Origin of the sequence: Tritonibacter sp. AK171 (genome assembly GCF_030127025.1) — a bacterium.
Lineage (GTDB): Bacteria > Pseudomonadota > Alphaproteobacteria > Rhodobacterales > Rhodobacteraceae > Epibacterium > Epibacterium mobile.
Map to the genome: position 1 here is coordinate 923,613 of NZ_CP126134.1, position 26,268 is coordinate 949,880.

24 protein-coding genes are annotated in these 26,268 nt (G+C 60.7%); 18 read left to right on the forward strand and 6 right to left on the reverse strand.

Annotated features, from left to right (window positions below; genetic code table 11):
* Positions 1 to 19: 19 nt before the first annotated feature.
* Positions 20 to 961 carry a pirin family protein gene (locus tag QNI81_RS04415; protein ID WP_283967496.1) on the forward strand — a complete coding sequence of 314 codons (942 nt, stop codon included), beginning with the start codon at positions 20 to 22 and terminating at the stop codon, positions 959 to 961.
* Here the strand turns inward: QNI81_RS04415 and QNI81_RS04420 are convergent.
* The gene (locus tag QNI81_RS04420; RefSeq protein ID WP_283967497.1) at positions 958 to 2,547 is read right to left on the reverse strand and encodes an ABC-F family ATP-binding cassette domain-containing protein; all 1,590 of its coding nucleotides are present in this window, start codon (positions 2,545 to 2,547) and stop codon (positions 958 to 960) included. The genes QNI81_RS04415 and QNI81_RS04420 overlap by 4 nt on opposite strands.
* Before the next feature lie 262 nt (positions 2,548 to 2,809).
* On the opposite strand from QNI81_RS04420, the gene QNI81_RS04425 reads away from it, so the two are divergent.
* Together QNI81_RS04425 and QNI81_RS04430 are read left to right on the forward strand one after the other, a co-directional pair.
* Entirely contained in the window at positions 2,810 to 3,751 is a 942-nt protein-coding gene (locus tag QNI81_RS04425; RefSeq protein ID WP_283967498.1) for a DMT family transporter, read from the forward strand.
* A 165-nt stretch (positions 3,752 to 3,916) separates the two neighbouring features.
* Positions 3,917 to 4,924 (forward strand): DUF1036 domain-containing protein, encoded by a 1,008-nt coding sequence (locus QNI81_RS04430; RefSeq protein WP_283967499.1) that lies wholly within the window; start codon positions 3,917 to 3,919, stop codon positions 4,922 to 4,924.
* 80 nt (positions 4,925 to 5,004) lie between these two features.
* On the opposite strand, the gene betI is transcribed toward QNI81_RS04430, so the two are convergent.
* Positions 5,005 to 5,595: a choline-binding transcriptional repressor BetI gene (betI, locus tag QNI81_RS04435; protein WP_283967500.1), complete on the reverse strand. Its 591-nt coding sequence runs from the start codon at positions 5,593 to 5,595 to the stop codon at positions 5,005 to 5,007.
* A gap of 194 nt (positions 5,596 to 5,789) precedes the next feature.
* On the opposite strand from betI, the gene QNI81_RS04440 reads away from it, so the two are divergent.
* The 3 genes from QNI81_RS04440 to betA all read left to right on the forward strand — a co-directional run bounded on the left by QNI81_RS04440 (position 5,790) and on the right by betA (position 10,455).
* Positions 5,790 to 6,998, forward strand: a complete 1,209-nt coding sequence (locus QNI81_RS04440; RefSeq protein ID WP_009176401.1) for a BCCT family transporter — start codon at positions 5,790 to 5,792, stop codon at positions 6,996 to 6,998.
* Positions 6,999 to 7,196: 198 nt separating this feature from the next.
* Positions 7,197 to 8,654: a betaine-aldehyde dehydrogenase gene (gene betB, locus QNI81_RS04445; RefSeq protein WP_283967501.1), complete on the forward strand. Its 1,458-nt coding sequence runs from the start codon at positions 7,197 to 7,199 to the stop codon at positions 8,652 to 8,654.
* A gap of 145 nt (positions 8,655 to 8,799) precedes the next feature.
* On the forward strand, positions 8,800 to 10,455 hold the full coding sequence (gene betA / locus QNI81_RS04450; protein ID WP_283967861.1) for a choline dehydrogenase: 1,656 nt from the start codon (positions 8,800 to 8,802) through the stop codon (positions 10,453 to 10,455).
* 98 nt (positions 10,456 to 10,553) lie between these two features.
* On the opposite strand, the gene QNI81_RS04455 is transcribed toward betA, so the two are convergent.
* Positions 10,554 to 10,946 (reverse strand): hypothetical protein, encoded by a 393-nt coding sequence (locus tag QNI81_RS04455; RefSeq protein ID WP_283967502.1) that lies wholly within the window; start codon positions 10,944 to 10,946, stop codon positions 10,554 to 10,556.
* Between the two features lie 383 nt (positions 10,947 to 11,329).
* On the opposite strand from QNI81_RS04455, the gene QNI81_RS04460 reads away from it, so the two are divergent.
* The gene (locus QNI81_RS04460) at positions 11,330 to 11,569 is read left to right on the forward strand and encodes an HP1242/YdcH family protein (RefSeq protein WP_283967503.1); all 240 of its coding nucleotides are present in this window, start codon (positions 11,330 to 11,332) and stop codon (positions 11,567 to 11,569) included.
* Between the two features lie 54 nt (positions 11,570 to 11,623).
* Here the strand turns inward: QNI81_RS04460 and QNI81_RS04465 are convergent, their stop codons facing one another.
* Together QNI81_RS04465 and QNI81_RS04470 are read right to left on the reverse strand one after the other, a co-directional pair.
* The gene (locus QNI81_RS04465; RefSeq protein ID WP_009177268.1) at positions 11,624 to 13,012 is read right to left on the reverse strand and encodes a helix-turn-helix domain-containing protein; all 1,389 of its coding nucleotides are present in this window, start codon (positions 13,010 to 13,012) and stop codon (positions 11,624 to 11,626) included.
* A 234-nt stretch (positions 13,013 to 13,246) separates the two neighbouring features.
* The gene (locus tag QNI81_RS04470) at positions 13,247 to 14,440 is read right to left on the reverse strand and encodes a multidrug effflux MFS transporter (protein WP_283967504.1); all 1,194 of its coding nucleotides are present in this window, start codon (positions 14,438 to 14,440) and stop codon (positions 13,247 to 13,249) included.
* 346 nt (positions 14,441 to 14,786) lie between these two features.
* On the opposite strand from QNI81_RS04470, the gene QNI81_RS04475 reads away from it, so the two are divergent.
* The 9 genes from QNI81_RS04475 (at position 14,787) to QNI81_RS04515 (ending at position 22,510) form a co-directional block, all read left to right on the forward strand.
* Positions 14,787 to 16,319, forward strand: coding sequence for an acyl-CoA carboxylase subunit beta (locus tag QNI81_RS04475; protein WP_005619654.1), 1,533 nt, complete (start codon positions 14,787 to 14,789; stop codon positions 16,317 to 16,319).
* A gap of 13 nt (positions 16,320 to 16,332) precedes the next feature.
* Positions 16,333 to 16,839 (forward strand): hypothetical protein, encoded by a 507-nt coding sequence (locus QNI81_RS04480; protein ID WP_283967505.1) that lies wholly within the window; start codon positions 16,333 to 16,335, stop codon positions 16,837 to 16,839.
* Positions 16,840 to 16,927: 88 nt separating this feature from the next.
* Complete coding sequence (locus QNI81_RS04485; protein ID WP_165810687.1) at positions 16,928 to 17,278, forward strand: hypothetical protein; 351 nt, start codon at positions 16,928 to 16,930, stop codon at positions 17,276 to 17,278.
* Between the two features lie 272 nt (positions 17,279 to 17,550).
* On the forward strand, positions 17,551 to 18,033 hold the full coding sequence (locus QNI81_RS04490) for a DUF6497 family protein (RefSeq protein WP_283967506.1): 483 nt from the start codon (positions 17,551 to 17,553) through the stop codon (positions 18,031 to 18,033).
* Between the two features lie 214 nt (positions 18,034 to 18,247).
* A complete protein-coding gene (locus QNI81_RS04495) occupies positions 18,248 to 18,391 on the forward strand; it encodes a hypothetical protein (RefSeq protein WP_005619648.1) in 144 nt (47 codons plus the stop codon).
* A gap of 69 nt (positions 18,392 to 18,460) precedes the next feature.
* Positions 18,461 to 18,808, forward strand: coding sequence for a hypothetical protein (locus tag QNI81_RS04500; protein ID WP_005619646.1), 348 nt, complete (start codon positions 18,461 to 18,463; stop codon positions 18,806 to 18,808).
* A 572-nt stretch (positions 18,809 to 19,380) separates the two neighbouring features.
* The gene (locus QNI81_RS04505; protein ID WP_009176242.1) at positions 19,381 to 19,584 is read left to right on the forward strand and encodes a hypothetical protein; all 204 of its coding nucleotides are present in this window, start codon (positions 19,381 to 19,383) and stop codon (positions 19,582 to 19,584) included.
* Positions 19,585 to 19,727: 143 nt separating this feature from the next.
* Entirely contained in the window at positions 19,728 to 21,758 is a 2,031-nt protein-coding gene (locus tag QNI81_RS04510; RefSeq protein WP_283967507.1) for an acetyl-CoA carboxylase biotin carboxylase subunit, read from the forward strand.
* 224 nt (positions 21,759 to 21,982) lie between these two features.
* The gene (locus QNI81_RS04515; RefSeq protein ID WP_283967508.1) at positions 21,983 to 22,510 is read left to right on the forward strand and encodes a hypothetical protein; all 528 of its coding nucleotides are present in this window, start codon (positions 21,983 to 21,985) and stop codon (positions 22,508 to 22,510) included.
* A gap of 25 nt (positions 22,511 to 22,535) precedes the next feature.
* Here the strand turns inward: QNI81_RS04515 and QNI81_RS04520 are convergent, their stop codons facing one another.
* The gene (locus QNI81_RS04520; protein ID WP_065326077.1) at positions 22,536 to 23,060 is read right to left on the reverse strand and encodes a DUF4174 domain-containing protein; all 525 of its coding nucleotides are present in this window, start codon (positions 23,058 to 23,060) and stop codon (positions 22,536 to 22,538) included.
* A gap of 157 nt (positions 23,061 to 23,217) precedes the next feature.
* Between QNI81_RS04520 and QNI81_RS04525 the strand changes: the two genes are divergently transcribed.
* Both QNI81_RS04525 and scpA read left to right on the forward strand, forming a co-directional pair.
* Positions 23,218 to 24,171, forward strand: coding sequence for a hypothetical protein (locus tag QNI81_RS04525; RefSeq protein WP_283967509.1), 954 nt, complete (start codon positions 23,218 to 23,220; stop codon positions 24,169 to 24,171).
* Positions 24,134 to 26,263 (forward strand): methylmalonyl-CoA mutase, encoded by a 2,130-nt coding sequence (gene scpA / locus QNI81_RS04530; RefSeq protein ID WP_283967510.1) that lies wholly within the window; start codon positions 24,134 to 24,136, stop codon positions 26,261 to 26,263. The genes QNI81_RS04525 and scpA overlap by 38 nt, the downstream gene beginning before the upstream one ends.
* Positions 26,264 to 26,268: the final 5 nt, after the last annotated feature.

Sequence of the window (26,268 nt, forward strand, 5' to 3'; positions counted from 1 at the left end):
GCGAGGAAAGGACAGGCTCATGAGCTGGAACCCGACACTGGAACCAAAGTGCCCCGATGCAGGCAGCCTCGACAGTATCGAGACGCTGATCATTCCCCGCGCCCGCGACATCGGCGGGTTTGAGGTGCGCCGCGCCTTACCCGCGCCCCGGCGTCAGATGGTGGGGCCGTTCATCTTTTTCGATCAGATGGGCCCGGCAGAGTTCCTCACCGGCGGCGGCATCGACGTACGCCCGCATCCGCACATCGGCCTTGGCACCGTGACCTATCTTTATCAGGGCGAGTTTGAACACCGCGACAGCCTCGGCACCCATCAGATGATCTACCCGGGCGAGGTCAACTGGATGGTCGCCGGCAATGGCGTCACCCATTCCGAACGCACCTCTGAGGCCACCCGGAAGGGGCACAGCAGCCTCTTTGGCATCCAGACATGGATCGCGCTGCCCGAAGACAAGGAAGACATGACGCCGGTGTTTGAACACCACGGCAAAGAGGCGCTGCCGCATCTTTTGGGCGAGGGCAAGGACGTGCGGCTGATCCTCGGTTCCGCCTGGGGCGAGAATGCGCCCGTGACCATGCTGTCAGAGACCTTCTATGCCGATGTCATTCTGGACGCCGGGGCCAAGCTGCCGATGCCGGATAATCACGAGGATCGTGGGCTTTATATCACCCGCGGCGCGGTCGAGATTGCAGGCCAGACCTTTGAGGCGGGGCAGATGATGGTGTTTCGCCCCGGCGATGCGATCACCGTCACCGCCGGGCCGAAGGGCGCACGGCTGATGGCGCTGGGCGGCGAGACCATGGGCGGGCCGCGCCACATCTGGTGGAACTTCGTCGCCTCCTCCAAGGAAAAGATTGAAGAGGCCAAACAGGCCTGGGCACGCGGGGATTTTGCCAATAACCCGCGCTTTCACCTGCCGCCCGGCGATGACGCGGAATTCATCCCGTTGCCAAACCGTTAAGGCCCCAGGCTGATGTGCCGGGTCAGAGTGATCCGGTCGAGAAAGGCGCTGTCGTGGCTCACTACGAGGAGCGCGCCGTCATAGTCCCGCAGCGCGGCCTCCAGGGCCTCAACCGCTTCTAGGTCGAGGTGGTTTGTCGGCTCGTCCAGCACCAATAGCTGCGGCGGCACCGGGCGGCCAAGGGTGCAGGCCAGTCCCGCCCGCAACCGCTGCCCGCTGCTGAGTGTGCCCGCCACTTGCAGGCCGTCTTCGGCGCGAAACCGAAACCGCGCCAGCGCCGCGCGGGCCTCATTCAGGGTGGCCTCCGGGCTGAGGCGCTGGAAGTTCTCCACCAGCGTCTCGGAGGCCTCCAGCAGGCTCACATGCTGATCCAATAGCGCGGCATCTGCGTGGCGTTCCACAGATCCGGCGCGGGGTGCAAGCTGCCCGAGGATCACCGACACAAGCGTGGTCTTGCCGCAGCCATTGGGGCCGTGCAGCGCAATCCGTTCCGGCCCGGTGATCTCCAGCGACAGATCCCGCAGCACGTCGCGGGTGCCGTAGCCAGCGGTGACCCCTTGCAGGGTCAGGATGCGCGTGCTGGGCTGCACACCGGTTGCGGGGATGTCCATGCGGATCGGCTCCAGAATTTCGATACGGGCGCGGGCCTCCGCCAGCGCCTCATCCGCCGCCGTCTGCCGCGCCTCGCGCAGCCGCACGCCTGCGCCTTTGGAGGCCTCGGCGCGCTCTTTTGCCTTGTCCATCAGGACTTTGGGCTGGCTTCCTGACGCCCGCGCCGCCTTGCCCGCGCTGTCGCGTCGCGCCTTGCGCTCGGCGGCCTCCTGCGCGCGGCGGGCGGTGTCCTTGCGGGCTTTTTCGGCCTCGTTCAGATCATGATGCGCCGCCGCCAAGGCTGCGTCCTTTTCCGCCCGATACTGGCTGTAGGGCCCATGAAAGCGGCTGGCCCCAAGCGGGCTCAGTTCCACGATGGCATCCATGTCGTCAAGCAGTTCACGATCATGGCTCACCACCAGCGCGGTGCCCCGCCAGTCGCGCAGAACCTGCCGCACCGTGGCGCGCCCTTCGGTGTCGAGGGTATTGGTCGGCTCGTCCAGCAGCAGGATATCCGGCTCCTGAAACAGCAGCGCCGCCAGAGCAAGCCGGGTGCGCTGCCCGCCCGACAGCTGCGCCAGCGTGGCCTCCGGGCGCAGCGACAGGCCGCAGCGCTGCATGGCGGCCTCCATCCGGGCGGGCAGCGTCCAATCGGCTTCGGCTAGATCGGCGGTACTCGCACAGCCCGCCTCAGCGCGTGTCAGCCGCGCCAGACCGGAGGCCGCGCCAAACAGCTCCGCGACCGTCAGGTGATCCTGCGCGGCCACCTCCTGTCGCATCCAACCGACCGTGCCGGTGGTCACGATACGACCCGATGCAGGCGTCAGATCCCCCGCTATCAGGCGCAGCAGCGTCGTCTTGCCGGTGCCATTGCGGCCCACAATCCCGGTGCGACCGGGGTGAAAACTGAGAGTGATGTCCGAGAGAACAGGTCGCGCGTCAGCGGCGGACCAATGCAGGCTGTCGAGACGGACGGAGGCGGTGGGAGAGGGCATGATAAAGAACCACGTGCAGCGACACAAATAGGGCGAGTGCGGCAAGGGTCTGGATCATGGGTAGGGTCTTCCTCTGTTGCTCCTGCCAAGAAACATATGCGCCAGAACGCGAAAGGCAAGAGGTCTCGACAGGAACGATACGTCAGGCAAGACTGCGCTGACATGATGGCCGCTTGTACCCATCATGTCAGCGCAAAAAGAGGTACAATATTTCACAAGTGAAGGGTTGTCTTGACCCCGCAATGGGTGTCTGCTTGCGCCCATGAGCGATGCAACCCTGACCAAAGAGATGGCAAGCCAGCCAGCCCAGCCAACCTCCAATCCCATGCGCGGCGTCTTCTGGATGCTGGTGACGGGGCTTAACTTCGTGGCGGTGACGGCGCTGGTGAAATACATGGGACCGCGCATCCCTCCCGCTGAGAGCGCGTTTTTGCGATATTTACTGGGGCTGGTGTTCCTGATCCCGATGATCGGCTCGCTCAGGGCGGTGGCCTGGACCCCGAAACTACACGGTCTGTTCGCGTTGCGCGGTGGGGTACATGCGCTTGGGGTCATCATGTGGTTCTTTGCCATGACCCGCATTCCGCTGGCCGAGGTCACGGCGATGAACTACCTCTCGCCGGTCTATGTGACGCTGGGCGCTGCGATTTTTATGGGCGAAAAGCTGGCCTTTCGCCGCATTGCCGCGGTTGCGGTGGCGCTGTTGGGGGTGGTGGTGATCCTGCGGCCCGGTTTCCGCGAGGTCTCTCCCGGACATCTGGCGATGCTGGTCACAGGGTTTGCCTTCGGGATCTCTTATCTTTTGGCCAAGACCATGGTGGGGCGCACAAACCCCACTGTGGTGGTGGCGATGCTGTCGCTCTGGGTGACCGTTGCGCTGGCCCCCTTTGCCTTGGCCAATTGGGTAACGCCCACGCTTTATGAACTCACGGTGCTCTTTGGGGTCGCCTGTTTTGCGACAGCAGGCCATTACACCATGACGCTGGCCTTCGCCTCGGCCCCGCTGACGGTAACCCAGCCGGTGACCTTCCTGCAGTTGATCTGGGCCACGCTTCTAGGTGCATTGGCCTTTGGCGAAAGCGTCGATATCTGGGTGGTTCTGGGCGGCAGTATGATCCTTGCGGCTGTCACCTTCATCACCTGGCGCGAAGCCGTGCTGAAACGGCGCGCCATCACTCCTGCGCCACATGCGGTGAAATCCTGACGCCAAAGCGCAGCATTTTACGCCCAAAACACCGGTGACACGGCGGGTTTGCAGAAACCAAACGTCATATCTTCAAAAAAGTTAACAACTTCCCGCAGGCCGTGTCGTCAGCCCGTTACACTTCTGTCATAGATATCCGCGTCGAGATGTATGAAGTGTAGCGCTATGTCCTTGCCCGATCTTAGGCTTTTGTTGGTGCTGGCGATGTCGCTGGTGCTGCCGTCTGTGGCTCAGGCGGCGCTGGATCTGTGCAACGACACCAGCGATCCACAAAATGTCGCCATCGGGTATAAGAACGCTGACAGCTGGGTGTCCGAAGGCTGGTGGCAAGTCCCCGTCGGAGAGTGCGCCGAGGTGGTGCCCGGCGTGCTGCCGCGCCGGTTTTACTACTTGCGGGTCGAAACCGAGGGCTGGGTCTTCACTGACGACAAGCTGGGGTTTTGCGTCGATGACGATGATTTCTCGATCAGTGGGGACGATTCCTGCGCCCGCCGGGGCTTTCGCCACGAGAATTTCGCACGCATAGACACCGGGCCGGAAACACCCGACTACAGCCATAGTCTGAGCCTCAATCTCAAACCCGCCGATCCCGACCGCGCGGCACGCATCGCAGTGCACCCTCAATTTGTCAGCGAGGCGGTGTTTCAGGGCTGTGAAACCGAGGTCGCGAGTTACTCCAGCTTTTGTACCTTCATCGGCACCGGACGGCGCTTTTTGGTCTATGATGATGGGCGCACCTCCAGCAAGCTCTGGCAACAAATGCAGGAGATCCCGCGCGGCCGCCGGGTCGAACTCTATGGCCAGCGCGAGGATCTCTTCGACACCACATCGGAACTGGTCCTCACCGCCCTGGTCGTGCAGCCCGAAAACCGATTTGACCGGCTCCTGGCAAGCCTGCAGGGGCTGTGGCTCTCTACCATGGATCCCAACGACAGCTTCCGCGTCAGCGGCGCAGAGCGGATCAACTCCTATGCGGGCGCGGAAACCTCGGTGGAATATATCTCGTTGCAAGACAGCTGTGCTGACTACGATGGCGAAGGGGTGTTCCTCTATACATGGGACAATAACGCAGGCACCAGCCTGTGCTATCAGATCACCCGTATCTCAGACGAAGAACTGGCCCTGACCTACCTGCCACGGGGCACCGAACTGGTCTATCGCCGCGAGGGCTGAGCCTCTCTTCTAACGCCAAATATCCCGGGGTCCGGGGCAGCGCCCCGGTCTGGCGCCTCAATCCTGACCCTAGCCTGACCCTAGGCGACCAATTCGCGCGAGGTGACCAGATCCACCACCCGATGCGCGGCGCGCCGTGCGGCTTGGGTATCCAGCGGCTGATCCGATTGAGCGGCCTGCAGCCAGACACCATCCATATAGCTTTGCAGCGCCTGACGTGCGGTTTCCACCTGATCGAGGGCCACCAGCTGGCTCAGTTCGGCGACAAAATGGCTGCGCACACGGGCGCGGTTGATCCGATGGAGCCGCGCCAGACTGGTGGAGTAGGGGGCATTGGCCCAGAACTGCATCCAGATGCTGCATTGCGGCACCGTGTAAAGCGAATCTGCAAAGTTCGCATCCATCACCGCATAGAGTCGCTCCAGCGGCGATTGCGCCTGCGCGTAGCCTGCGACCATCGCGTCTCTGAGCTTGCGCAACAGATGTCGCATCGTGGCTTCCATCAACCCTTCTTTGGAGCCGAAATAATAGCTGATAGAGGCGGCCGAAGCCCCCGCTTCACGCGCGATTTCCGCCATGGTTACAGTGCCGTAGCCACGTTTGTGGACGGTGATGATAGTTGCTTCAATAAGCTCTTCGTTGCGGATGTCGCGAATGCGTTTACGTGCCATAAAATCAGAGTGCGCCAGTGGGGCAGAAGTTTCAATAATTGACCTCAAAAAACCAAAACTTGAATGGCCATTCAAAATTTGGTTAGATTGTTCAGGCGCAGGCCACTCAGCCGACGCCACCAATAATAATAACATCGACCGAAGCGGGCGCCAGAGGGTGCCCCTGCGACTTATTCACTGGGAGGTGAAAACGAATGACGTATTTGATCTCTGCAGGTATTCTGCTGGCCTTCGCGCTGGTGGCATTCTGCGTCATCAAGTGGTGGAATCTGGAGGTGGTCGGCGTGACGCCTGTACCGCTGTTCACATTTATCGCAATCCTGTTCACATCGGGCCTCGACGTGGGCCTCGTGATGTTCCCGCTGGCGTGGGACTTCCCGCTCTATGCGGATACCGCAACAGAGCCCGCTTACGGGTTCACCAACCCGCTGGCGCTGGAGTTCGGTTTCTGGGGCTTCTTGATTTGGGGCTTTTATTTCCTGACCACGTTCTACTTCTGCGTGATCGAACCGAAGGTCAAATTCTTCGAGATCCCGGTGGTCAAATGGATCAACAACATCGTCATTATCGGCACCTGTGCCTTTACCGGCGCATTGTTCCTGAACTATCTGCCCTATTACGCCACTTTCGTGGGCGACGGCGAGACGGTGATCCCGGCGTTTTATGCTGTGACCTTCCTCGTGGTGCTGTTTGCGGCGTTTTCGTCCACTGACATCAAATATGTGCGCATCCTGTCGCTCAGCTCGACCGGGTTGTTTGCGCTGTTGATCCTTGGCATGTGGGCCTATTCCGGCATGGGGCTGGGCGAGTTCGCCTCCACCGCCTCCAACATCGGCGGCTACTTTGCCAATATCCACAAATTCGTGCTGCCGCTCACCGACTACCATGAATTCTACCTGTTCTGGTGGTTTGCATGGTCGATCATGATCGGTCAGTTCACCTCGCGCTTTGTAGGGGGGCTCAAAACATGGCAGGTGCTGGTCTCGCTTCTGGTGTTCCCGTCCATCCCGCTCGCGGTGTGGTTCTCGGTGCTCTATTACTACCACCTCAACGAGATCCCGACGACGCTGTTCATCAACATCTCCATGGTGGTTGTGGGCGTGATCTTTGTGATCAACTCCTTTGACTCGCTGATCCGTCTCTACACTGACAACCTCAACCTCAGCTCGCGCCGTCTGGGCCGCCCGGTCTATGTGATCGGCAATGCGGTGGTGCTTTTCGCGCTGACCGTCGCCTTCCAAAGCCAGTGGCTGCAGATTGAATGGATCGGTGCCGTGGTGATCGGTCTCTACGTGGCCTGCCTGATCTATATCTTCGTCAACAAACGCGAAGAGGTCATGGCGATTGAGGCCAGCCCGGAAGAAAACGACCTCGATTTCACCAAGATCGAAACCGTTCACTAAACCTGTGACATCGCAGCGTCCCCGGCGGGGGCGCTGCACCGCCGACCCATCCACGACAGACGCCTGCGCGCCCGTCCTGCATGTGCCGGTCCCCGAAAAAAACCGCACAGCTTCGCGCGCCACCTGTTGGCCGCGAAGGTCCAAACATCACGCCCCGCACCTGCGCGGGACACCTCGAACACGAAAGAGGCGAAAGACATGACACATCCGGCTCAGCCCAAAGCCAGCCATTTTATCAATGGCGCCTATGTTGAAGATACCTCCGGCACCCCGATCCCGGTGATCTACGCCGCCACCGGCGAAGAGATCGCCACCGTCTATGCCGCCACCCCGGCCATTATCGAGCAGGCCCTGACCTCGGCGCAGGCCGCGCAAAAGGAATGGGCCAAGAAAACCGGCACCGAGCGGGGTCGCGTCCTGCGCCGCGCCGCTGAGATCATGCGCGAACGCAATCACGAGCTTTCGGTTCTGGAAACCTATGACACTGGCAAACCGCTGCAGGAAACGCTGGTCGCGGATGCCACCTCCGGCGCCGACGCGCTGGAGTATTTCGGCGGTCTGGCGGCAAGCCTCACCGGCGAGCATATCCCGCTGGGCGAGGATTGGGTCTATACCATCCGCGAACCGCTGGGCCTCTGTGTGGGCATCGGCGCGTGGAACTACCCCACCCAGATCGCCTGCTGGAAGGGTGCGCCTGCATTGGCTTGTGGCAACTCCATGGTGTTCAAACCCTCCGAGACCACGCCGCTCTGCGCGCTCAAGGTGGCCGAGATCCTGATCGAAGCGGGCGCGCCTGCGGGGCTTTATAATGTCATCCAAGGTATGGGCGAGGTTGGCGGTGCGCTTGTGACCGACCCGCGCGTCGACAAGGTCTCGCTGACCGGCTCCGTACCCACCGGCAAGAAGGTCTACGCGGCAGCGGCTTCCGGCATGAAGCATGTGACCATGGAACTGGGCGGTAAATCTCCGATGATCGTCTTTGAAGACGCCGACATCGAGAGCGCCATCTCCGGTGCCATCAATGGCAATTTCTACTCTTCCGGTCAGGTCTGCTCCAACGGCACGCGGGTGTTCGTGCACAAGGACATTAAGGAGAAATTCCTCGCCCGTCTGGCCGAGCGTACGGCCACCGCCAAACTGGGCGACCCGATGGATGAGAGCGTGAATTTCGGCCCGATGGTCAGCGCACGTCAGATGGAGATCGTCCTTGGCTATATCGAGAAGGGCAAATCCGAGGGCGCACGGCTGATCTGCGGCGGCGGACGCGCCGAGATGGAGGGTTACTACGTGCAGCCCACCGTCTTTGCCGATGTCACTGACGATATGACCATCGCCCGCGAAGAGATCTTTGGCCCGGTCATGTGCGTGCTGGATTTTGACAGCGAAGAGGACGTGATCGCGCGCGCCAATGACACTGAGTTCGGCCTCTCCGCCGGGGTCTTCACCAAGGATTTCACCCGCGCCCACCGGGTGATCGGTCAGCTTGAGGCCGGCAGCTGCTTTATCAATTCCTACAATGACGCGCCGGTCGAAGCGCCGTTTGGCGGCGTGAAGGCCTCTGGCGTGGGGCGTGAAAACTCCAAGGAGGCGATCAAGCACTTCAGCCAGGTGAAGTCGGTCTATGTGCGCATGGGCGATTGCGAAGCAGCCTTCTGAGGTCTGCATCTAAACGATAGGGCGCGTCCTTTTGGACGACGCCCACCCACCCGCCCCGTCGCCCAAAAGGACGCGGGCGAACTGAGAAGCTATGCCTTGTGGTCAGCCCCGGCGGGTGCGGCCCTGTGACAGGAGAATGGACGCGATGAACGCGGATTACGTGATTGTTGGGGCCGGCAGCGCAGGCTGCGCCATGGCCTACCGTCTGAGCGAGGCGGGGAAATCGGTGCTGGTGATCGAACATGGCGGCACCGATGCAGGCCCGTTCATCCAGATGCCGGGCGCATTGAGCTATCCCATGAACATGTCGATGTATGACTGGGGCTACAAATCCCAGCCCGAGCCGCATCTGGGCGGGCGCGAGCTGGTCACCCCGCGCGGCAAGGTGGTCGGTGGCTCGTCCTCGATCAACGGCATGGTCTATGTGCGCGGCCACGCGGGCGACTACAACCACTGGGCCGAAAGCGGTGCCACGGGCTGGTCCTATGCCGATGTGCTGCCTTATTTCAAACGCATGGAGACGTGGGACGACCGCGGCCATGGCGGCGATCCCGACTGGCGCGGTAAAGATGGCCCGCTGCATGTCACCCGCGGCCCGCGCGACAACCCGCTGCATGATGCCTTTGTGAAGGCCGGGCAGCAGGCAGGCTATCCGGTCACCAAAGACTACAACGGCGAGCAGCAAGAGGGCTTTGGCCCGATGGAGATGACGGTCTACAAGGGCCGCCGCTGGTCCGCCGCCAACGCCTATCTGAAGCCCGCCCTGAAGCGCGACAATTGCACCATGATCCGTGCGCTGGCCCGCAAGGTGGTGATCGAAGACGGCCGCGCCGTTGGTGTCGAGATCGAGCGCGGTGGCCAGATCGAGGTGATCCGCGCGGATGTGGAAGTGATCCTCGCAGCCTCCTCGCTCAACTCGCCGAAACTCCTGATGCTCTCGGGCATTGGTCCCGCCAAACATCTGGCTGAACACGGCATCGAGGTGGTCGCAGACCGCCCCGGCGTCGGCCAGAACCTGCAGGACCACCTGGAGTTCTACTTCCAGTTCGCCTCCAAATTGCCGATCACGCTCTATAAATACTGGAACCTCTTCGGAAAGGCTTTGGTCGGCGCGCAGTGGCTCTTTACCAAGACCGGGCTCGGGGCCTCAAACCAGTTTGAAAGCGCGGCCTTTATTCGCTCTGACAAGGGGATCGACTACCCCGACATCCAGTATCACTTCCTGCCAATTGCCGTGCGCTATGATGGGCAGGCGGCAGCCGAGGGCCATGGCTTTCAGGCCCATGTCGGCCCGATGCGCTCCGCCTCGCGCGGTGAGGTCACATTGGCCAGCGCCGATCCCAGTGCCGCGCCGAAGATCCTGTTCAACTACATGTCGACCGAACAGGACTGGATCGATTTCCGCAAATGCGTGCGCCTCACGCGAGAGATCTTTGCTCAGGACGCGATGAAACCCTACCTGAAGCACGAGATCCAGCCCGGCACCGATCTGCAAACGGACGAGGAGATCGACGGTTTCCTGCGCGAACACGTCGAAAGCGCCTATCACCCCTGCGGCACCTGCAAGATGGGTGCGGTGGATGACCCGATGGCGGTGGTTGACCCCGAATGCCGGGTGATCGGCGTCGAGGGGTTGCGGGTGGCCGATAGTTCGATCTTCCCGCGCATCACCAATGGGAACCTCAACGGACCCTCGATCATGACCGGCGAGAAGGCCTCCGATCATATTCTGGGGCGCCGTCTGCCGTCCTCAAACGCAGAGCCTTGGTTCAACCCGGATTGGGAGACCTCGCAGCGCTGAGACCTGCACTGTCAGTCACGCCTAGCCGCCCCCTGCATCCGCAGTGGGGCGGTTTTTTATGGGTATATCTGAAATTCCTGTTGGTCGGAAAGCGAGATTTAGTTGCCGTTGGGCGAAATGGCCCGAAGCTCTGTTACAACCCCTCTTGCCACGATCTGGCCACCTTCATAGCAATTGAATTTTAGACCAGCCGATATCCGTTTCCGGTGGTAGCACACCATTTCTCTCGCCAAGATGTGCATCCAAGCCTTGTATGTTCCTACAAGCGGGATGCCCTTCTGAATAGGTGTGCCTTCGGTATCCAGAAAGTTTGGCCAAATCATGTAGATTTCTGCATCCAGATTGCGCTCCGGCTCTAGAGGATTGTCCTCTGCATAGCCGAAATCCCAGCGAATGTAGTTGTGTGGCGGCGCTTGGCGCCCTCGCTGCTCTTCGGTAAGGATCGTAATCTCAGCTTCGAAGTCAGGCTCGGTCAAATACAGGTCTGTCATGGAAGAAACGGCTCGCATAATCCGAGCCAGCGAACAACGCTTTATAGCAGTGAAGGGCTCAAAGCAGATCAGCCTGATTTGAAGGCTGTCCTGTATTCCTCTCCCTGTGCTCGATCAGATAGCCGCTCCGTATCGGAGTGGGGTGGAGCAGATGAGCAGTTCCTCACACAGTTCGAAACCTCTGTCACCACACCGCATAAAATGTAGCGGCGCTTTAAATCGGGCGCTGGTGCGGCACCTTGACTTGAGGCCCGGACATCGCAGCGATGCCGGCCGCACGTCATTTGGGATTTGGAATTCCGCCAAAACTTGATCCCGGTCAAAGTGTGCCTGCGAGTCATCTTCTAAGCTCTTGTCAAACAACACATTGAAGGAGCGAACAGATGTCTCATACCCCGCATGAACTGGCCGAAGAATTCCCTGAAAAAGCCGCGCTGATGAGCGATCTCAAACAGTCAGATGCGCATTTTGCAAAGCTCTCGGAGGAGTATCACGAGGTAAACCGCGCCGTGCACCGCGCCGAAACCAATGTGGAGCCGGTGTCCGAGCAGGCCGAGAACGACATGCGCAAGAAACGTGCCGCCCTCAAGGATGAGATCTGGGGCATTCTGTCCAAGGCCTGAGCCTTCCTGATGAACACCAAGGGTCGCTCGGATTTGGGCGGCCCTTTTGCGTGACTAGTTGACCCGGTAGGGCAGCACGCTGCGCTCATTGGTATCGACCGACAGGCGTCGCTCCAGCGGCGGCACCGAACGCTGGTGGCAGTGCTGGCGCTCGCAGATCCGGCAGGAAATGCCGATCGGCTCAAACGCCGAGGCTTGCGTCACATCCAGCCCATCCGCAAAGACCAGCGCATCCGCGTGGCTGACCTCGCAGCCCAGCGAGATCGCATAGCGCCGCACCGGTGCCCCGAACGATCCGCCCGGTTTCGACACATCGCGCGCCAGCGAGATATAGCGCACCCCGTCAGGTGTCTCTGCCAGTTGGCGTAGAAATCGCCCCGGCGTCTCAAACGCCCGGTGGACGTTCCACAGGGGGCAGGCACCGCCAAAACGGGCAAATTGCAGGCGCGTGGCAGAGTGGCGCTTGGTGATGGTGCCAGCCTGATCGACACGCACGAAGAAGAACGGAATGCCCTTGGCACCGGGGCGTTGCAGGGTGGAGAGGCGATGCGCCACCTGCTCGATCGATGCGCCAAATCGGATCGCCAGCAGTTCCAGATCGTGGCGGCAGGATTGTGCGGCCTCCAGAAACCTTGTGTAGGGCATCAGGGCCGCGCCTGCGAAATAGTTGGCAAGGCCGATCTTTGCGATGGAGCGCGCTTCCTCGGTCTGAAACTTTGCAAAGTCCAAGGTTGCTTCCAGCAAATCCCCGTAGCGCAGCAACGCCAGTTGCAAGAGCATCTGGAACAGCCGCGTCTGCGGCGCGGAGCGATGCGAGAGCGCCAGCACCTTGGTCTCCGGATCATAGGCGCGCAGCCCCTCCATGTCTCGCAGGGTGAGGGTGACGCCGATCTGTTGCAGCGCGGCTTCGGCGTTCATACGTGTGTCGCCGCTGCCTGAAAACCGCTCAGCTGCGCGGTCCACGGCGTCGATATAGTTGTCGCAGTAGTGAAAGAAGTCGCGGACCTCTTCCCAGGGGCTGGCCTGAATGCGCGCATCCGCACGCCCCAGCGCCTCATCCAGCGAGGCAAGCCGTTCATGGGTTTGCCGGTACGCGCGGTGCAGGCTGAGGAAAGCGCGGGCGAGCGCTGGCGCGTTTGAGGCGGTGAGACGCAGATCCGCAAGCGGCGGGACATCATCGGCAAAGACCGGATCGGCCATCGCCTCGCGCATGTCGGAAATCAGCCGCTCGCTATCCCCCGACGACAGCTCCGTCACATCCAGCCCGAACTCCTGTGCCAGCGCCAGAACCACGGTGGTGGACACGGGCCGGTTGTTGTTCTCCATCTGGTTCAGATAGGGCAGCGAGACGCCGAGCTTGGCGGCAAAGTCCTTCTGGGTGAGGCCGATCCGGTTGCGCATCTCGCGCAGTTTCGCCCCGGCATAGAGCTTTTGGGTGGCCATGTGGCGTACCTTTGCAAATTGAGCTGAGTTAATTTGTATAACTGCAAACTCACTCTGGCAAGCTGCGCTGGTTTTAATTGCGCCTACATAGAGCAACCTGAAAGGGCGAGGGGAGACCTCCCGCCCACGGCCCCTGCTTTGAAAAAGCAAGGCCCGCAGGGGCGCGCGCCGCGCAAAGCCCGAAGCGAAACACCTCTGATCAGGCGGAAATGTCAGTTGGAAATGTCAGAAGGATCAGGCCGCAAGGCCCAACTGCCGCTCGCGGCGCATCACATAGAGGATGGCGACCAACCCGCAGACACCGCTTCCAAACATGATCTCCAGAAGCGGCGAAGCATCGGAGCCCGGCACCAGTAGCCAGCTTGCCGTGGCCGAGAGCGCCGCACCCGCGCCGATCATGATCGCCGATGACAGCCCCGCAGCGGTCCCTGCCAGATGCGGGCGCACGCTGATCGCGCCTGTGGTGCCGTTCGGGATCGCCATACCGTTGCCGAGCCCGACAAAACACATCAGGCCAAAGAAGGTCCAGACCGAGTCCATCCCGACAAGGGTGATGGTCAGCGATAGCCCGACGCCAAAGATGTTGATGATTGCGCCCCAGAACACCATCGCATTGATCCCGAACCGCTCCGAATAGCGCCCGGACAGGAAGTTGCCGAGGAAATACCCCAGCGCCGGGGCCGAGAAATAGATCCCCAGCTGGGCGCTGTTCAGCCCGTAGACATTGGTGCCCACAAAGGGGCTGCCGCCGAGATAGGCAAAGAAGCTGCCAGACGATAGGCCCGCCGCCAAGGAGTAGCCCCAAAAGCGCGGCGAGCGCAGCAGCGCCGGGTATTCGCGAAACTGCGCGATCAACGGCTTGCCGCTCGCGGTCGCGGTCTCGCCAAAATCGGCGTAGAAGATCGCCAGCGTCACCGCAGCGGCGGCAAACAGCAGCCAGAAATTCGCATGCCAGCCAAAGGCCTGATCCAAAATCCCGCCAAGCGCCGGCCCCATCATCGGCACCACCGTCATCCCCATGGTGACATAGCCGATCATGCTCGCGGCCTTTGGTCCCTCATACATGTCGCGGACGGCGGCACGGCTCAGTACCATGCAGGTGGCGACCACCGCCTGCGCCATGCGAAAGACCAAAAACCCCTCGGCCGTGGTTGCAAAGATACAGCCCAATGTGGCCAGCAAGAACAACACCAATGACGCCATCATCACCGGACGCCGCCCCATCTTGTCCGAAATCGGCCCGACAACGATCTGGATCACCGTGCTTGCAGCCAGATAAAGCGGCACCGACAGCGCGATTAGCCGATATTCAACCCCGAAATAGGTGGCCATGCCGGGCAATGAGGGCTGAAAGATGTTCATGCCAAGCGCGGAGAGGCCAGAAAGCAGGATCAGGGTCCAAATGGTCGGTGGGGTGCTGCGTGTCACTATACGTCTCGGTTTAGTTTGCGTGTTAACCGTTTACGGCGCGGAGCGGTGCTTGTCCAATAAACCCGCACTCAAGGGTACAATCTTGTGCGCCACGCCAAAGCCTGTCTGTGTCGCAGGTCACTTAGTGGCACGTTTCCTCTGTGGAGTGCGGTGCAGGCCGCACGATCCATTTTGTGCTTTGAATTAGCTAATTTGCTAGTTTGCATCATGGGTATGCATTGTATTTGCAAATTTGCGATATTTGCCTTGGGTGAGGGGCGGGGCCAAGCTAGGGTCGGCCCCAACGAACCCGGTTCAACTCTGTTCAAAACAGTGGGCCCAAACTGATCAGGGGGCATTTGCCATGAAGGATATCCTTGCCGAACTCGAAGAGCGCCGCGAAAATGCGCGGCTCGGCGGTGGACAAAAACGCATTGATGCACAGCACGCGCGCGGCAAGCTGACCGCCCGCGAACGCATCGAACTCCTGCTGGATGAAGGCAGCTTTGAAGAGTTTGATATGTTCATCAGCCATCGCTGCACCGATTTTGGCATGGAGAACAACAAGCCCGCGGGCGACGGTGTGATCACTGGCTGGGGCACCATCAATGGCCGTCAGGTCTATGTGTTCTCACAGGATTTCACCGTGCTGGGCGGCTCGGTTTCCGCAACTCACGCGCAAAAGATTTGCAAGATTCAGGATATGGCAATCCAGAACGGCGCGCCGATCATCGGTCTGAACGACTCCGGTGGTGCCCGCATCCAGGAAGGTGTCGATGCACTTGCGGGCTATGCCGAGATCTTTCAGCGCAACATCATGGCCTCTGGCGTGATCCCGCAGATCTCCGTCATCATGGGGCCCTGTGCGGGTGGTGCGGTCTATAGCCCCGCGATGACCGACTTCATCTTTATGGTGAAGGACACATCCTACATGTTCGTGACCGGCCCGGACGTTGTAAAAACCGTGACCAACGAACAGGTCACTGCCGAAGAGCTGGGCGGGGCCTCCACCCATACCAAGAAATCCTCCGTCGCCGATGGCGCGTTTGAAAACGACGTCGAAGCGCTGGCCGAAGTGCGCCGTCTGGTGGACTTTCTGCCTGCGAACAATCGCGAAAAACCGCCCGTGCGCCCGTTCTTTGACGACCCCGCGCGGATCGAGGACAGCCTTGATACTCTGATCCCGGAAAACGCCAACACACCTTATGACATGAAGGAACTCATCACCAAAGTGGCGGATGAGGGCGATTTCTACGAGATCCAGGAAGACTTCGCCAAGAACATCATCACCGGGTTCATTCGCCTTGAGGGGCAGAGTGTGGGCGTGGTGGCAAATCAGCCGATGGTTCTGGCGGGCTGTCTCGATATCGACTCCTCGCGCAAGGCGGCGCGCTTTGTGCGGTTCTGCGATGCCTTTGAAATTCCGATCCTGACCTTTGTGGATGTGCCGGGGTTCTTGCCGGGGACAGCTCAGGAGTATGGCGGCGTCATCAAACATGGTGCGAAGCTCCTGTTTGCCTATGGTGAGGCCACGGTGCCAAAGGTCACGGTCATTACCCGCAAGGCCTATGGTGGTGCCTATGACGTGATGGCCTCCAAGCACCTGCGCGGCGATTTCAACTACGCATGGCCCACCGCCGAGATCGCGGTGATGGGCGCCAAGGGCGCAACCGAGATTATCCACCGCGCCGATCTGAACGACCCCGAGAAGATTGCGGCGCATACGGCCGACTATGAGGACCGCTTTGCCAATCCATTTGTGGCGGCAGAGCGGGGGTTCATTGATGAGGTGATCCAGCCCAAATCCACCCGCCGCCGCGTGGCGCGCGCCTTTGCCAGCCTGCGTGGCAAGAAGCTCGCGAACCCGTGGAAAAAGCACGACAATATTCCGCTCTGAGAAAAACTGCCCTATGCAGAAGGTCTATTCAATCAAGGAGCGACTTATGCGTTATCTATTCACGTGCATTTTCATGATGCTGGCCCTGCCGGCTGCCGCCGCGCAGCCTTCAGCAGCCTGCAAGGGGCAACAGTCCTACGCGCTGTCGGATGGCAGCACCTGGTGCTTGCTGCACTCTGGCAAAACCACTTTGACCTCGACGTTGTCGCGCGACGATGGAAACTCGAAATCGAGTTCTAATCAGGCTCATATCTTTGTGGTGGCCATGAATGGCGCATTCTCTAAGCGCATGGGGACCAGCGAGAAGCGGATGAAAGAGATCTGTCAGGTGATGCGTTCGAAATCCCCTGATCTGTTTGCGGGTAGAACGCAGGACAGAAACATCATCGTAAGCATGCTCTGGCCAGAGAAAGCGGCTGCAGAAGGAATTCAGAAGCTGGATCATCGCTTCCCCAACCAAGCGGCGGTGATGACGAAAAAATGCAGCGCGCTACGCCATTTCGGGACCCGTTCGCGTTAATGACAGCGGTGGCCACATATCATGGGAGGCATGTTCCGCAGCGCAGTGCTCGCCATCTCGTCATGTACGCGTCCGGTTGGGCGCGCGCATGACGGTGCGCTGGCATATCACGCGCGGGGAGGGGGAGCTGACGCTGTCGCGCCAACTGCCCGCGCGCTTTGATGTGGTGGCGTCCACCACTCTACCAGAGGGCGATCCTTTGCGACTGGCCCATCAGATCCGACAGGATATGTGGCGGATGCTCAAACGGGTGCGGGGGTTTTCCCCTGTGGTTCAGCTCACTCGTGAGGGCGATGTGATTCGAATCAAAGCGGGCGGACGCGTTGCCGCCCCGGTCGCGCCGGGTCTGAGCGCAAAGATTGCGGCTCTCTTGGCGTGCCCGGCGCATCGCGCACGTTGGGTGGCACAGGCAAAGCGTTCCCAGAGGAGGTTAAAATGATCTCCATTCTGTATGGAAACAGGCCAGAACCACGCCAAATGGCAAGTGATATGCCCAATAAGCCCCTGAATTCTTGTAACATGTTTACAATCTGCGCGCAGATCGGGCGGGGCGGGGTGCTCTTGCACAAATTTGTAACAGTATTTGACACAGAGGCCGAATCGGTTGCATGCTCCGGCTCAGCCAGACTGAGTTTAGCGCGCGCCACCGGCGCTGCGCCCGCAGCCCCGGCAGGAGGAGCCCAATCTGATTGGGGTCGGGGCTGCGGCAATTTGGTAGGTAAATCCATACAGCGTTGGGTTGTGTTGCGCGGCGCGCAACTGTCCGCAATTTGCCGCCTGGCCACCATCGCGGCCTGTCTCACGCTTCCGCTCTCGGCGTCTTTTGCGGCGTCCGGTGCGGGGGGGGATACCACGGAACAGATGCCCGCATTGATACCGGTGCCCTCCGCGCAGCCGGTGACACTGTCTGAAGTCTTGCTGGATGATGCGCCCGGTGCGCTTTGGGCGCGCTTTCGCTTTGTTGCAGCCGAGATCGCCAAAGACGGTGATCCGGACGCCAGAGCCGCCGATATCGACTACCTCTGCACAGAGGTCGCGGTGCCTTATCTGCGGCTTTATGAGATCGCGCCGGAGCGCGTGGTCATCTCGCTCTCGGACCGTGTTCTGCCCTTCGGCAGCAGCGAGCCTGAGGCCACCCAGTTCTTTGAGACCTACCGCGTTGAGGACAACGCTTGCGTCTGGGAGGGGTTCTGATGGCGGTTGAGACGCAATTTCGGCATTTTTCTGCGATTTTCGCGCCACAGGGCGGCGACACTGCAGAATTTACATATATCCTTGAAACCAATGGCGCTATGCTACGCGCAGGACGCAAATATGCGCCTCGGTCCACAGGTTTTTTGCCTGTCGGATTGTCAGAGGTGCGGGCATTCGCCCGCGCAGGTTTCAGCAATGATCTTAGGAGACAGACATGTCCAAGAGCATCAAACTCATCACCCTCGCAGGCCTGCTGGCCGCAGTTTCCGCATGCGCAGGTCAGCGCGAAGAAGAGTTCGTCGTGGTTGATCCCGAGCCGATCTCTCAAGAGCCGGTCTACACCGGTAAGTACAAGTAATCACTTCAGGGGTCCGGCCCTGTGGCCGGACCTTTCCGACCTGCGGGGTGCCGGACCGGAGGCACTCCCATGCTAAAACATCGCGGCTTTCCCGGCCGTCTTCCCGGCACCGATTTCCAATTTGTCATCCGTCGCCCCAACCCAAAGGGCATCACGCCGATCACCCGGCGTGAGCGGTTTCGCGACCGCAAACCCGCGGATCGGCGGGCGGATGCGGGCTTTATGAAAGCGCTCTGGGAAAACTTTGGCGACCAGCCCTTTGAACGTGGCAATCTGGACGCAGGACGGCTGAGCTGGCTGTTCGGGCGCGAGGTGGTTGCGGTTGATGATCCCTTTGATCCCGAAAGCTACGAGTCGCTTCTGGTGATCGACGTTGACGTGGCGCGCCGCTCCTTCCCCGAGGCGTTTGGGGGCTGAGGAATGCAAAAGGGGCGTCATATTACCGAAATGGGTTCATTACGGCAGCGGAAATCCGCGTGTTGTTTTACACCTCATGCGTGTATCGGCGTCTTTTTGCTAACCATTCTGGAATTTGCGCGGCCTGCTGCCAATAATCCCGCTGATTTAACGGCGCGGTTTTCAAGGCGTTCCGGCGCTGGCAGGGTAGATATGCCTACGCAGCCTTTTCGTCCCTTCTGGCTGTTGTTCTGGCCCCAAAACCTGACTGGGCAGCTGTGCGCCCCCCCGCGCCAGCTGCCCGCTTTTGGGTCTCTCTCTCCCGCGTCTCAGCTGTCTTTGTGCCGATCCGGCAAAGACGCTGTACGCGGCGAAAATCTGCATATTGATCAAAGCTCTGGCCTTGCCGCCGCGCAATCCCTGTGCATCTGCGCACGCGCGCCTCAAGAATGGGCGAAAGCCCGCCAATCGCGTGGTTATCGCGGGCGATCTGTCGCCCATGCGGCAAGATTGCGCGGAACTTATCTGGACGATATGCGTTGGACCGGCAAATTGGCTCTCAACCATGCAGAACGATCCAAAGGAGCATTTCGATGCGTAAATCACTCATTGCGGCCCTGCTCGCAGGCACCGCAGCCGTTGCGGCCTGCGGCGATACCACCGGTGAACAGGTGCTCTATGGTGCCGGTGCAGGGGCGGCAGGGGCCGCATTGCTCAACGGCAGCCTCGTCACCGGCGCAGCCGTCGGCGTTGCTGGCAACCTCATCTACTGCAAGGAAAATCCGGGCCGCTGCTAAACCGGCCTCGGGCGCGCGGGCACTCCGCGCCCTGCTGACATCTCGCTTTGACGCGGGCGCACCGCCGCCACGGGACATCCCCGTGCGCGGCGGTTTTTTGTGCGCGCGTCAGACCCATCAACACGGACCACAAGGGACAGCCCATGTTTGATAAGATCCTGATCGCCAACCGGGGGGAAATCGCCTGTCGCGTCATCAAGACCGCGCGCAAGATGGGCATTGAGACCGTCGCCATCTACTCTGATGCCGACCGTCAAGCGCTGCATGTGCAAATGGCGGATGAGGCGGTGCATGTGGGGCCAGCCCCCGCCAACCAATCCTATATCGTCATTGACAACGTCATGGCGGCGATCAAATCCTCGGGCGCGCAGGCGGTGCATCCGGGCTATGGCTTCCTGTCGGAAAACGCCAAATTCGCCGAGGCGCTTGAGGCCGCAGGTGTCGCCTTCGTCGGCCCGCCCAAAGGCGCAATCGAGGCGATGGGGGACAAGATCACCTCAAAGAAAATCGCCCAGGAAGCAGGCGTTTCCACCGTGCCGGGCTACATGGGCCTGATCGCGGATGCCGATGAGGCGGTGAAGATCTCGGGCGAGATCGGCTATCCAGTGATGATCAAAGCCTCTGCGGGCGGCGGCGGCAAGGGCATGCGGATTGCATGGAACGACGAAGAAGCGCGCGAAGGCTTCCAGTCGTCCAAAAACGAGGCCGCGAACTCCTTTGGCGATGACCGGATTTTCATTGAGAAATTCGTCACCCAACCACGCCACATCGAAATTCAGGTGCTTTGCGACGCCCATGGCAACGGCGTTTACTTGGGTGAGCGTGAATGCTCCATCCAGCGCCGCAACCAGAAGGTCGTCGAAGAAGCGCCCAGCCCCTTCCTTGATGAGGAGACCCGCCGCGCCATGGGCGAGCAATCCGTCGCACTGGCCAAGGCCGTTGGCTATGCCTCTGCGGGCACGGTGGAATTCATCGTTGATGGCAACAAGAACTTCTACTTCCTTGAGATGAACACCCGTTTGCAGGTGGAACACCCGGTGACCGAACTCATCACCGGCGTTGACCTTGTGGAGCAGATGATCCGCGTGGCCGCTGGCAAGGAGCTGTCGATCACTCAGGACGACGTCAAACTCACCGGCTGGGCGATTGAAAACCGCCTTTATGCCGAAGATCCCTATCGCAACTTCCTCCCCTCCATCGGGCGTCTCACCCGCTATCGCCCCCCGGCGGAAACAGCGGCCTATACGCCCGGCGTGGCACCGGGGGATGCAGGCGATGTGGTCGTGCGCAATGACACCGGCGTCTATGAAGGCGGTGAGATTTCAATGTATTACGACCCGATGATCGCCAAGCTCTGCACCTGGGCGCCGACCCGTGAGGCAGCCATTGAGGCGATGCGCGTGGCGCTTGATAGTTTCGAGGTCGAAGGCATCGGTCACAACCTGCCGTTCCTGTCGGCGGTGATGGATCATCCTAAATTCGTCTCGGGCGATATGACCACCGCCTTTATTGCCGAGGAATACCCCGAGGGCTTTGACGGTGTGAACCTGCCCGAAAGCGACCTGCGCCGGATTGCGGCGTCTTGTGCGGCCATGCACCGTGTTGCCGAAATCCGCCGCACGCAGGTCTCGGGCCGCATGGATAACCACGAACGCCGTGTCGGCAACAACTGGGTGGTGGCCATTGGCGATCACTCTTATGCGCTGCGCATCTCCGCAGATCCCGAAGGCGCCACCGTGCGGTTTGAGGACAAGAGCGAAATCCGCGTCAGCTCCGACTGGACGCCGGGGGATAGCCTTGCGCATGTGCTGACCGATGGTGCGCCCTTGGTTCTGAAGGTCGACAAGATCACCCAAGGCTTCCGGGTGCGCAGCCGGGGGGCTGACCTCAAGGTCCATGTGCGCCGTCCGCGTCAGGCCGAACTGGCCGCTTTGATGCCGGAAAAACTGCCGCCGGATACCTCCAAGATGCTCCTGTGCCCGATGCCCGGTCTTGTTGTGAAAATCAACGTCGAGGTGGGCCAAGAAGTGCAGGAAGGGCAGGCGCTTTGTACCATTGAAGCGATGAAGATGGAAAACATCCTGCGCGCCGAGAAAAAATCCGTGGTCTCCAAAATCAACGCGGGCGCTGGCGACAGCCTCGCGGTGGATGATGTGATCATCGAATTCGAGTGATCCATTGACCCATTTGGCCCGCATATCCCCTGATCTCAGCCCGCCGCATCCGCGCGCGGAGCAGATCAGCGCGTGCGGGCCAAAATTTCCGCAAAAATCCAGCAACCGGGCCGGGGCGTTAAGCCTTTCTGAAGGGCGCGCGCCTATTTTTGACGCATATGCCCTGCCGCAGGTCTCTGCCTGCCGGTGTTTTTACCATGCCGATATTGCCGGAGATTTTGCTCGTGCCGCTTTCCCGTCCTCGCCGCCTTCTGCGTACCCTCACCGGGGTGCTGGTTGGCTCTGCTTTGATGGCGGCCTGCAGCCTCGATCAGGAGGAAAAGGTCCGCTCGCAAATTCAGGATTGGGTGAAGCTGGGAGAGACCTATTACTTCTTCTCGCGGGTCAATTGCACCGCCGCCCTCTTCGAGGTGAAGGCAAGCCGGATCACCTCCATGGTGAAAAAGGTCCGCGACGTCGACACGGGCATGCGCGCCATCACCGAGGGCAAGCCGGTGGCCTTCGAAATCTCCAACATGTCGCCCACTGTCGTGACCGAACAGATCATGACCCGCGATCTGCCACTAGGGCTTGGGGTGCTGTCCTCGGGCACCGGTGGCAAGGATTGCATGGCGGTCGAGATGGAAGATGCCTATTTCAACGCGCTTCTCGACCCCACATCGGTGCTGATCTTCGACCCCGAGGCCAAGTTCACCGCGATCTTCGACCGGCGCAACATGCGTCTGTTTTATTCGCGCGGTCGCACCCACTAGGCGCGCGCTTTGCACGAAACAGAGGTTACCCGCCGCGCCGGGCCTCGATTTCGCGTTGCCGGGTGGGCATCTTGTCGATGCTGCGGCTCAATTCACGCACGCTCCACGGCAGCGGTTTGCGCAGCTTCACGCCGCCATCCTTGCCAATCAGAACCAGCATGAACCCGCGCGGGCGCAGCTTTTTGCGCAGGGCAGAGCGCGCCTTTGGATCAGTGTCCACAAACACCACCACATCGCGCGTCATCAACGCCGGGATGTCTTGTAACAGCTCGTCGATCTGCTCTTGGTATCGCGGATCTGCCGGGCTGTCGGCAAAGACCACCACCGGACGATGGGTCCACTGGAATTCCTCGATATCCACGTCGTATCCATCGCGGATCTCAAATGCGGGCGCGGCCTCTTCAACGCTCAGCTCTTCGGGGGCGGCGTCTTCGCTCAATCCGGCATCCGGCGCGCGCGGCGGGGCGTCAGCCTCCTGCGCCGCAAGGGCCAGCGTGAAGGGCAGGGTGGTCAGGGCGGCAAGCAGCGCGAGGCTTTGCAATCTGTTCATAGGCTCTCCTCTAAGCGCAAATATATGTGTTCCCAGCGTAAAAGCGACCGCTGAAACCCCCAAGGACACAAAAAAATCATCTTCTGTTAAGCGTGAAGGAACCCCTTTCGCGCATGGTTTTCTGCAGAGCCCTCAGCCTGCGCAAGGAGAACCTGCGATGAAAGTCATTTTGCATATCGGTGCCCACCGCTGCGCCACCCGCAGCTTTCAGAACTATATGACCCGCAAAAGCGAAACCCTGTCGCAACACGGCATTGCGTTCATGGGACCGGAGCGCACGCGCAAGGGGCTGTTGCACGGGGTGCAGCCGGGGGCGATTTCTGTCACCGGGCGCAACCCGGTTGAACGCGCGCGCGGGCGGATCTCCTTGCAGTTGGCGGGGTTGCATAACGCAGGCACTGCCGCTGTGGTGATCTCTGATGCGGCCATGCTGCAACCGCTGGAACAGTGCTTTGCATTGGGCGCGCTCTATCCCGGTGCGGGCGAACATCTGTCTCGGCTGGATCATGCTTTTTCCGGCGCTGTTACGGATGTGATGCTCAATATCCGCAGCCCGGAGAGCTTCTGGGCCTCCGCCATGGCGGTGCGGCTTGAACACTCCCTGCGTCTGCCCAACGCGCGAACACTGTCGCGCATCGCAGAGGCCACGCGCAGCTGGCGTGATGTTATTCAGGACATTTATTGCGCCATGCCCGGAGCCCGCATCCGGGTCTTTGCACATGAGGTTTTCGCAGCGCAGCCCGAAGCACAGCTTTCGGCGGTGACCGGCGTTGACTGCCCGCGGGTGCGTGGCAGCTTTCGCCTGAACGCCAGTCTGCGCCTGCCGGAACTGCGTGCAGAACTGCCAAAGCGCATCACCAACCTCCTGCCCGAAGGGGAGGGCCGCTGGATGCCCTTTTCCGAGGTTGAGGCCGCGCGCCTGCGCGAGAGTTACTATGATGATATGATGTGGCTGGTCGGCGGGGCCGATGGCCTCGCTGAACTGGCCGAAGATCCGAATAAATCGGACACGACCACCAACACACCTGCGCCTGACCAAATCGCGCAGGAAGATCTGACAAGAGGACGATTGCATGACCCAGACACCGGACGATTGGCGGGCACTGGCTGAAAAAGAACTGCGCGGCCGCCCGCTCGAGGATCTCACCTGGCAGACCTTGGAGGGCATCGACGTAAAGCCAATCTATACGGCTGAGGATACCGCAAACCTTGGCCATATGGGGACTCTGCCAGGCTTTGGCCCTTTCACCCGCGGGGTAAAGGCCACCATGTACGCAGGCCGCCCCTGGACCATCCGCCAATATGCGGGCTTTTCCACGGCCGAGGAATCCAACGCCTTTTACCGCCGCAACCTTGCCGCCGGTCAGCAAGGCGTCTCCGTCGCCTTCGATCTCGCCACCCACCGCGGCTATGACAGTGACCATGAACGGGTGATGGGCGACGTTGGCAAGGCGGGTGTGGCCATCGACAGCGTCGAGGATATGAAAATCCTCTTTGACGGCATCCCGCTGGATCAGGTTTCGGTCTCCATGACCATGAATGGTGCGGTGATCCCGATCCTGGCCTCCTTCATCGTCGCAGGCGAAGAACAGGGCCACGACAAGGCGCTCCTCTCCGGGACCATTCAGAACGACATCCTCAAGGAGTTCATGGTCCGCAACACCTATATCTATCCGCCCGAACCCTCGATGCGGATCATTGCGGATATCATTGAATACACCTCAAACGAGATGCCGAAATTCAACTCCATCTCGATCTCCGGCTACCACATGCAGGAGGCGGGCGCGAACCTCGTTCAGGAACTCGCCTATACGCTGGCGGATGGGCGCGAATACGTCAAAGCCGCCATCGAGGCGGGCATGGACGTGGACAAATTTGCAGGCCGCCTGTCGTTCTTCTTTGCGATTGGCATGAACTTTTTCATGGAATCCGCCAAGCTGCGCGCCGCCCGCACGCTCTGGCATCGGGTGATGACGGAGTTTGACGCCAAATCCGAACGCTCCAAGATGCTGCGCACCCATTGCCAGACCTCGGGCGTGAGCCTGCAGGAACAGGATCCCTACAACAACGTGATCCGCACCGCCTACGAGGCGATGAGCGCGGTTCTGGGCGGCACGCAAAGTCTGCACACCAATGCGCTTGATGAGGCGATCGCGCTGCCCACCGATTTTTCTGCCCGAATTGCGCGCAATACCCAGTTGATCTTGCAGGAAGAAACCGGCGTCACCAATGTCGTCGATCCACTCGCCGGCAGCTATTATGTCGAAAGCCTCACCGCAGAGCTCGTCGATAAGGCCTGGGCGATGATGCAGGAAGTCGAGGAGATGGGCGGCATGACCAAGGCCGTGGCCTCCGGCATGCCCAAGCTGCGCATCGAGGAAACCGCCGCCCGCCGTCAGGCGATGATCGACCGCGGCGAAGAGGTGATCGTCGGCGTCAACAAATACCGCAAGGACAAGGAAGACCCGATCGACATTCTTGATGTGGACAACGTCAAGGTGCGCGACAGCCAGATCGCCCGGCTCGAACAGATCCGCGCCAGCCGTGATACGGCGGCCTGCGAGGCGGCACTGGCCGAGCTGACCCGCCGCGCGTCCGAGGGCGGCAACCTGCTCGAAGCGGCGGTCGAGGCTGCCCGCGCCCGGGCCTCAGTCGGAGAAATCAGCATGGCAATGGAAAAAGAGTTCGGCCGCCACCGCGCCGAGGTGAAAACCCTCGCCGGTGTGTATGGCGCGGCCTATGAGGGCGACGAAGGCTTTGCCGCGATCCAGAAATCTATTGAGACCTTTGCCGAAGAAGAGGGCCGCCGCCCGCGTCTTCTGGTGGTCAAGATGGGGCAGGACGGCCATGACCGGGGCGCCAAGGTGATCGCCACCGCCTTTGCCGACATCGGCTTTGACGTGGATGTGGGGCCGCTGTTCCAGACCCCGGCCGAGGCCGCGCAAGACGCCATCGACAATGACGTGCATGTGATCGGCATCTCCTCTCAGGCGGCGGGGCATAAGACGCTGGCACCGCAGCTGATCGCCGAGCTGAAGGCGCAAGGGGCCGAGGATATCATCGTGATCTGTGGCGGGGTGATCCCGCAGCAGGATTATGAGTTCCTGTATAAGGCAGGGGTGAAGGCCATTTTTGGCCCCGGCACCAATATCCCCACCGCCGCGCAAGACATTCTGGAGCTGATCCGCGATGCCCGCAGCTGACGCGA

Coding starts and splice junctions, on each gene's coding strand:
- QNI81_RS04415 (WP_283967496.1), top strand. CDS start 20: ATGAGCTGGAACCCGACACTGGAACCAAAGTGCCCCGATGCAGGCAGC.
- QNI81_RS04420 (WP_283967497.1), bottom strand. CDS start 2,547: ATGCCCTCTCCCACCGCCTCCGTCCGTCTCGACAGCCTGCATTGGTCC.
- QNI81_RS04425 (WP_283967498.1), top strand. CDS start 2,810: ATGAGCGATGCAACCCTGACCAAAGAGATGGCAAGCCAGCCAGCCCAG.
- QNI81_RS04430 (WP_283967499.1), top strand. CDS start 3,917: ATGTCCTTGCCCGATCTTAGGCTTTTGTTGGTGCTGGCGATGTCGCTG.
- betI (WP_283967500.1), bottom strand. CDS start 5,595: ATGGCACGTAAACGCATTCGCGACATCCGCAACGAAGAGCTTATTGAA.
- QNI81_RS04440 (WP_009176401.1), top strand. CDS start 5,790: ATGACGTATTTGATCTCTGCAGGTATTCTGCTGGCCTTCGCGCTGGTG.
- betB (WP_283967501.1), top strand. CDS start 7,197: ATGACACATCCGGCTCAGCCCAAAGCCAGCCATTTTATCAATGGCGCC.
- betA (WP_283967861.1), top strand. CDS start 8,800: ATGAACGCGGATTACGTGATTGTTGGGGCCGGCAGCGCAGGCTGCGCC.
- QNI81_RS04455 (WP_283967502.1), bottom strand. CDS start 10,946: ATGACAGACCTGTATTTGACCGAGCCTGACTTCGAAGCTGAGATTACG.
- QNI81_RS04460 (WP_283967503.1), top strand. CDS start 11,330: ATGTCTCATACCCCGCATGAACTGGCCGAAGAATTCCCTGAAAAAGCC.
- QNI81_RS04465 (WP_009177268.1), bottom strand. CDS start 13,012: ATGGCCACCCAAAAGCTCTATGCCGGGGCGAAACTGCGCGAGATGCGC.
- QNI81_RS04475 (WP_005619654.1), top strand. CDS start 14,787: ATGAAGGATATCCTTGCCGAACTCGAAGAGCGCCGCGAAAATGCGCGG.
- QNI81_RS04480 (WP_283967505.1), top strand. CDS start 16,333: ATGCAGAAGGTCTATTCAATCAAGGAGCGACTTATGCGTTATCTATTC.
- QNI81_RS04485 (WP_165810687.1), top strand. CDS start 16,928: ATGACGGTGCGCTGGCATATCACGCGCGGGGAGGGGGAGCTGACGCTG.
- QNI81_RS04495 (WP_005619648.1), top strand. CDS start 18,248: ATGTCCAAGAGCATCAAACTCATCACCCTCGCAGGCCTGCTGGCCGCA.
- QNI81_RS04500 (WP_005619646.1), top strand. CDS start 18,461: ATGCTAAAACATCGCGGCTTTCCCGGCCGTCTTCCCGGCACCGATTTC.
- QNI81_RS04505 (WP_009176242.1), top strand. CDS start 19,381: ATGCGTAAATCACTCATTGCGGCCCTGCTCGCAGGCACCGCAGCCGTT.
- QNI81_RS04510 (WP_283967507.1), top strand. CDS start 19,728: ATGTTTGATAAGATCCTGATCGCCAACCGGGGGGAAATCGCCTGTCGC.
- QNI81_RS04520 (WP_065326077.1), bottom strand. CDS start 23,060: ATGAACAGATTGCAAAGCCTCGCGCTGCTTGCCGCCCTGACCACCCTG.
- QNI81_RS04525 (WP_283967509.1), top strand. CDS start 23,218: ATGAAAGTCATTTTGCATATCGGTGCCCACCGCTGCGCCACCCGCAGC.
- scpA (WP_283967510.1), top strand. CDS start 24,134: ATGACCCAGACACCGGACGATTGGCGGGCACTGGCTGAAAAAGAACTG.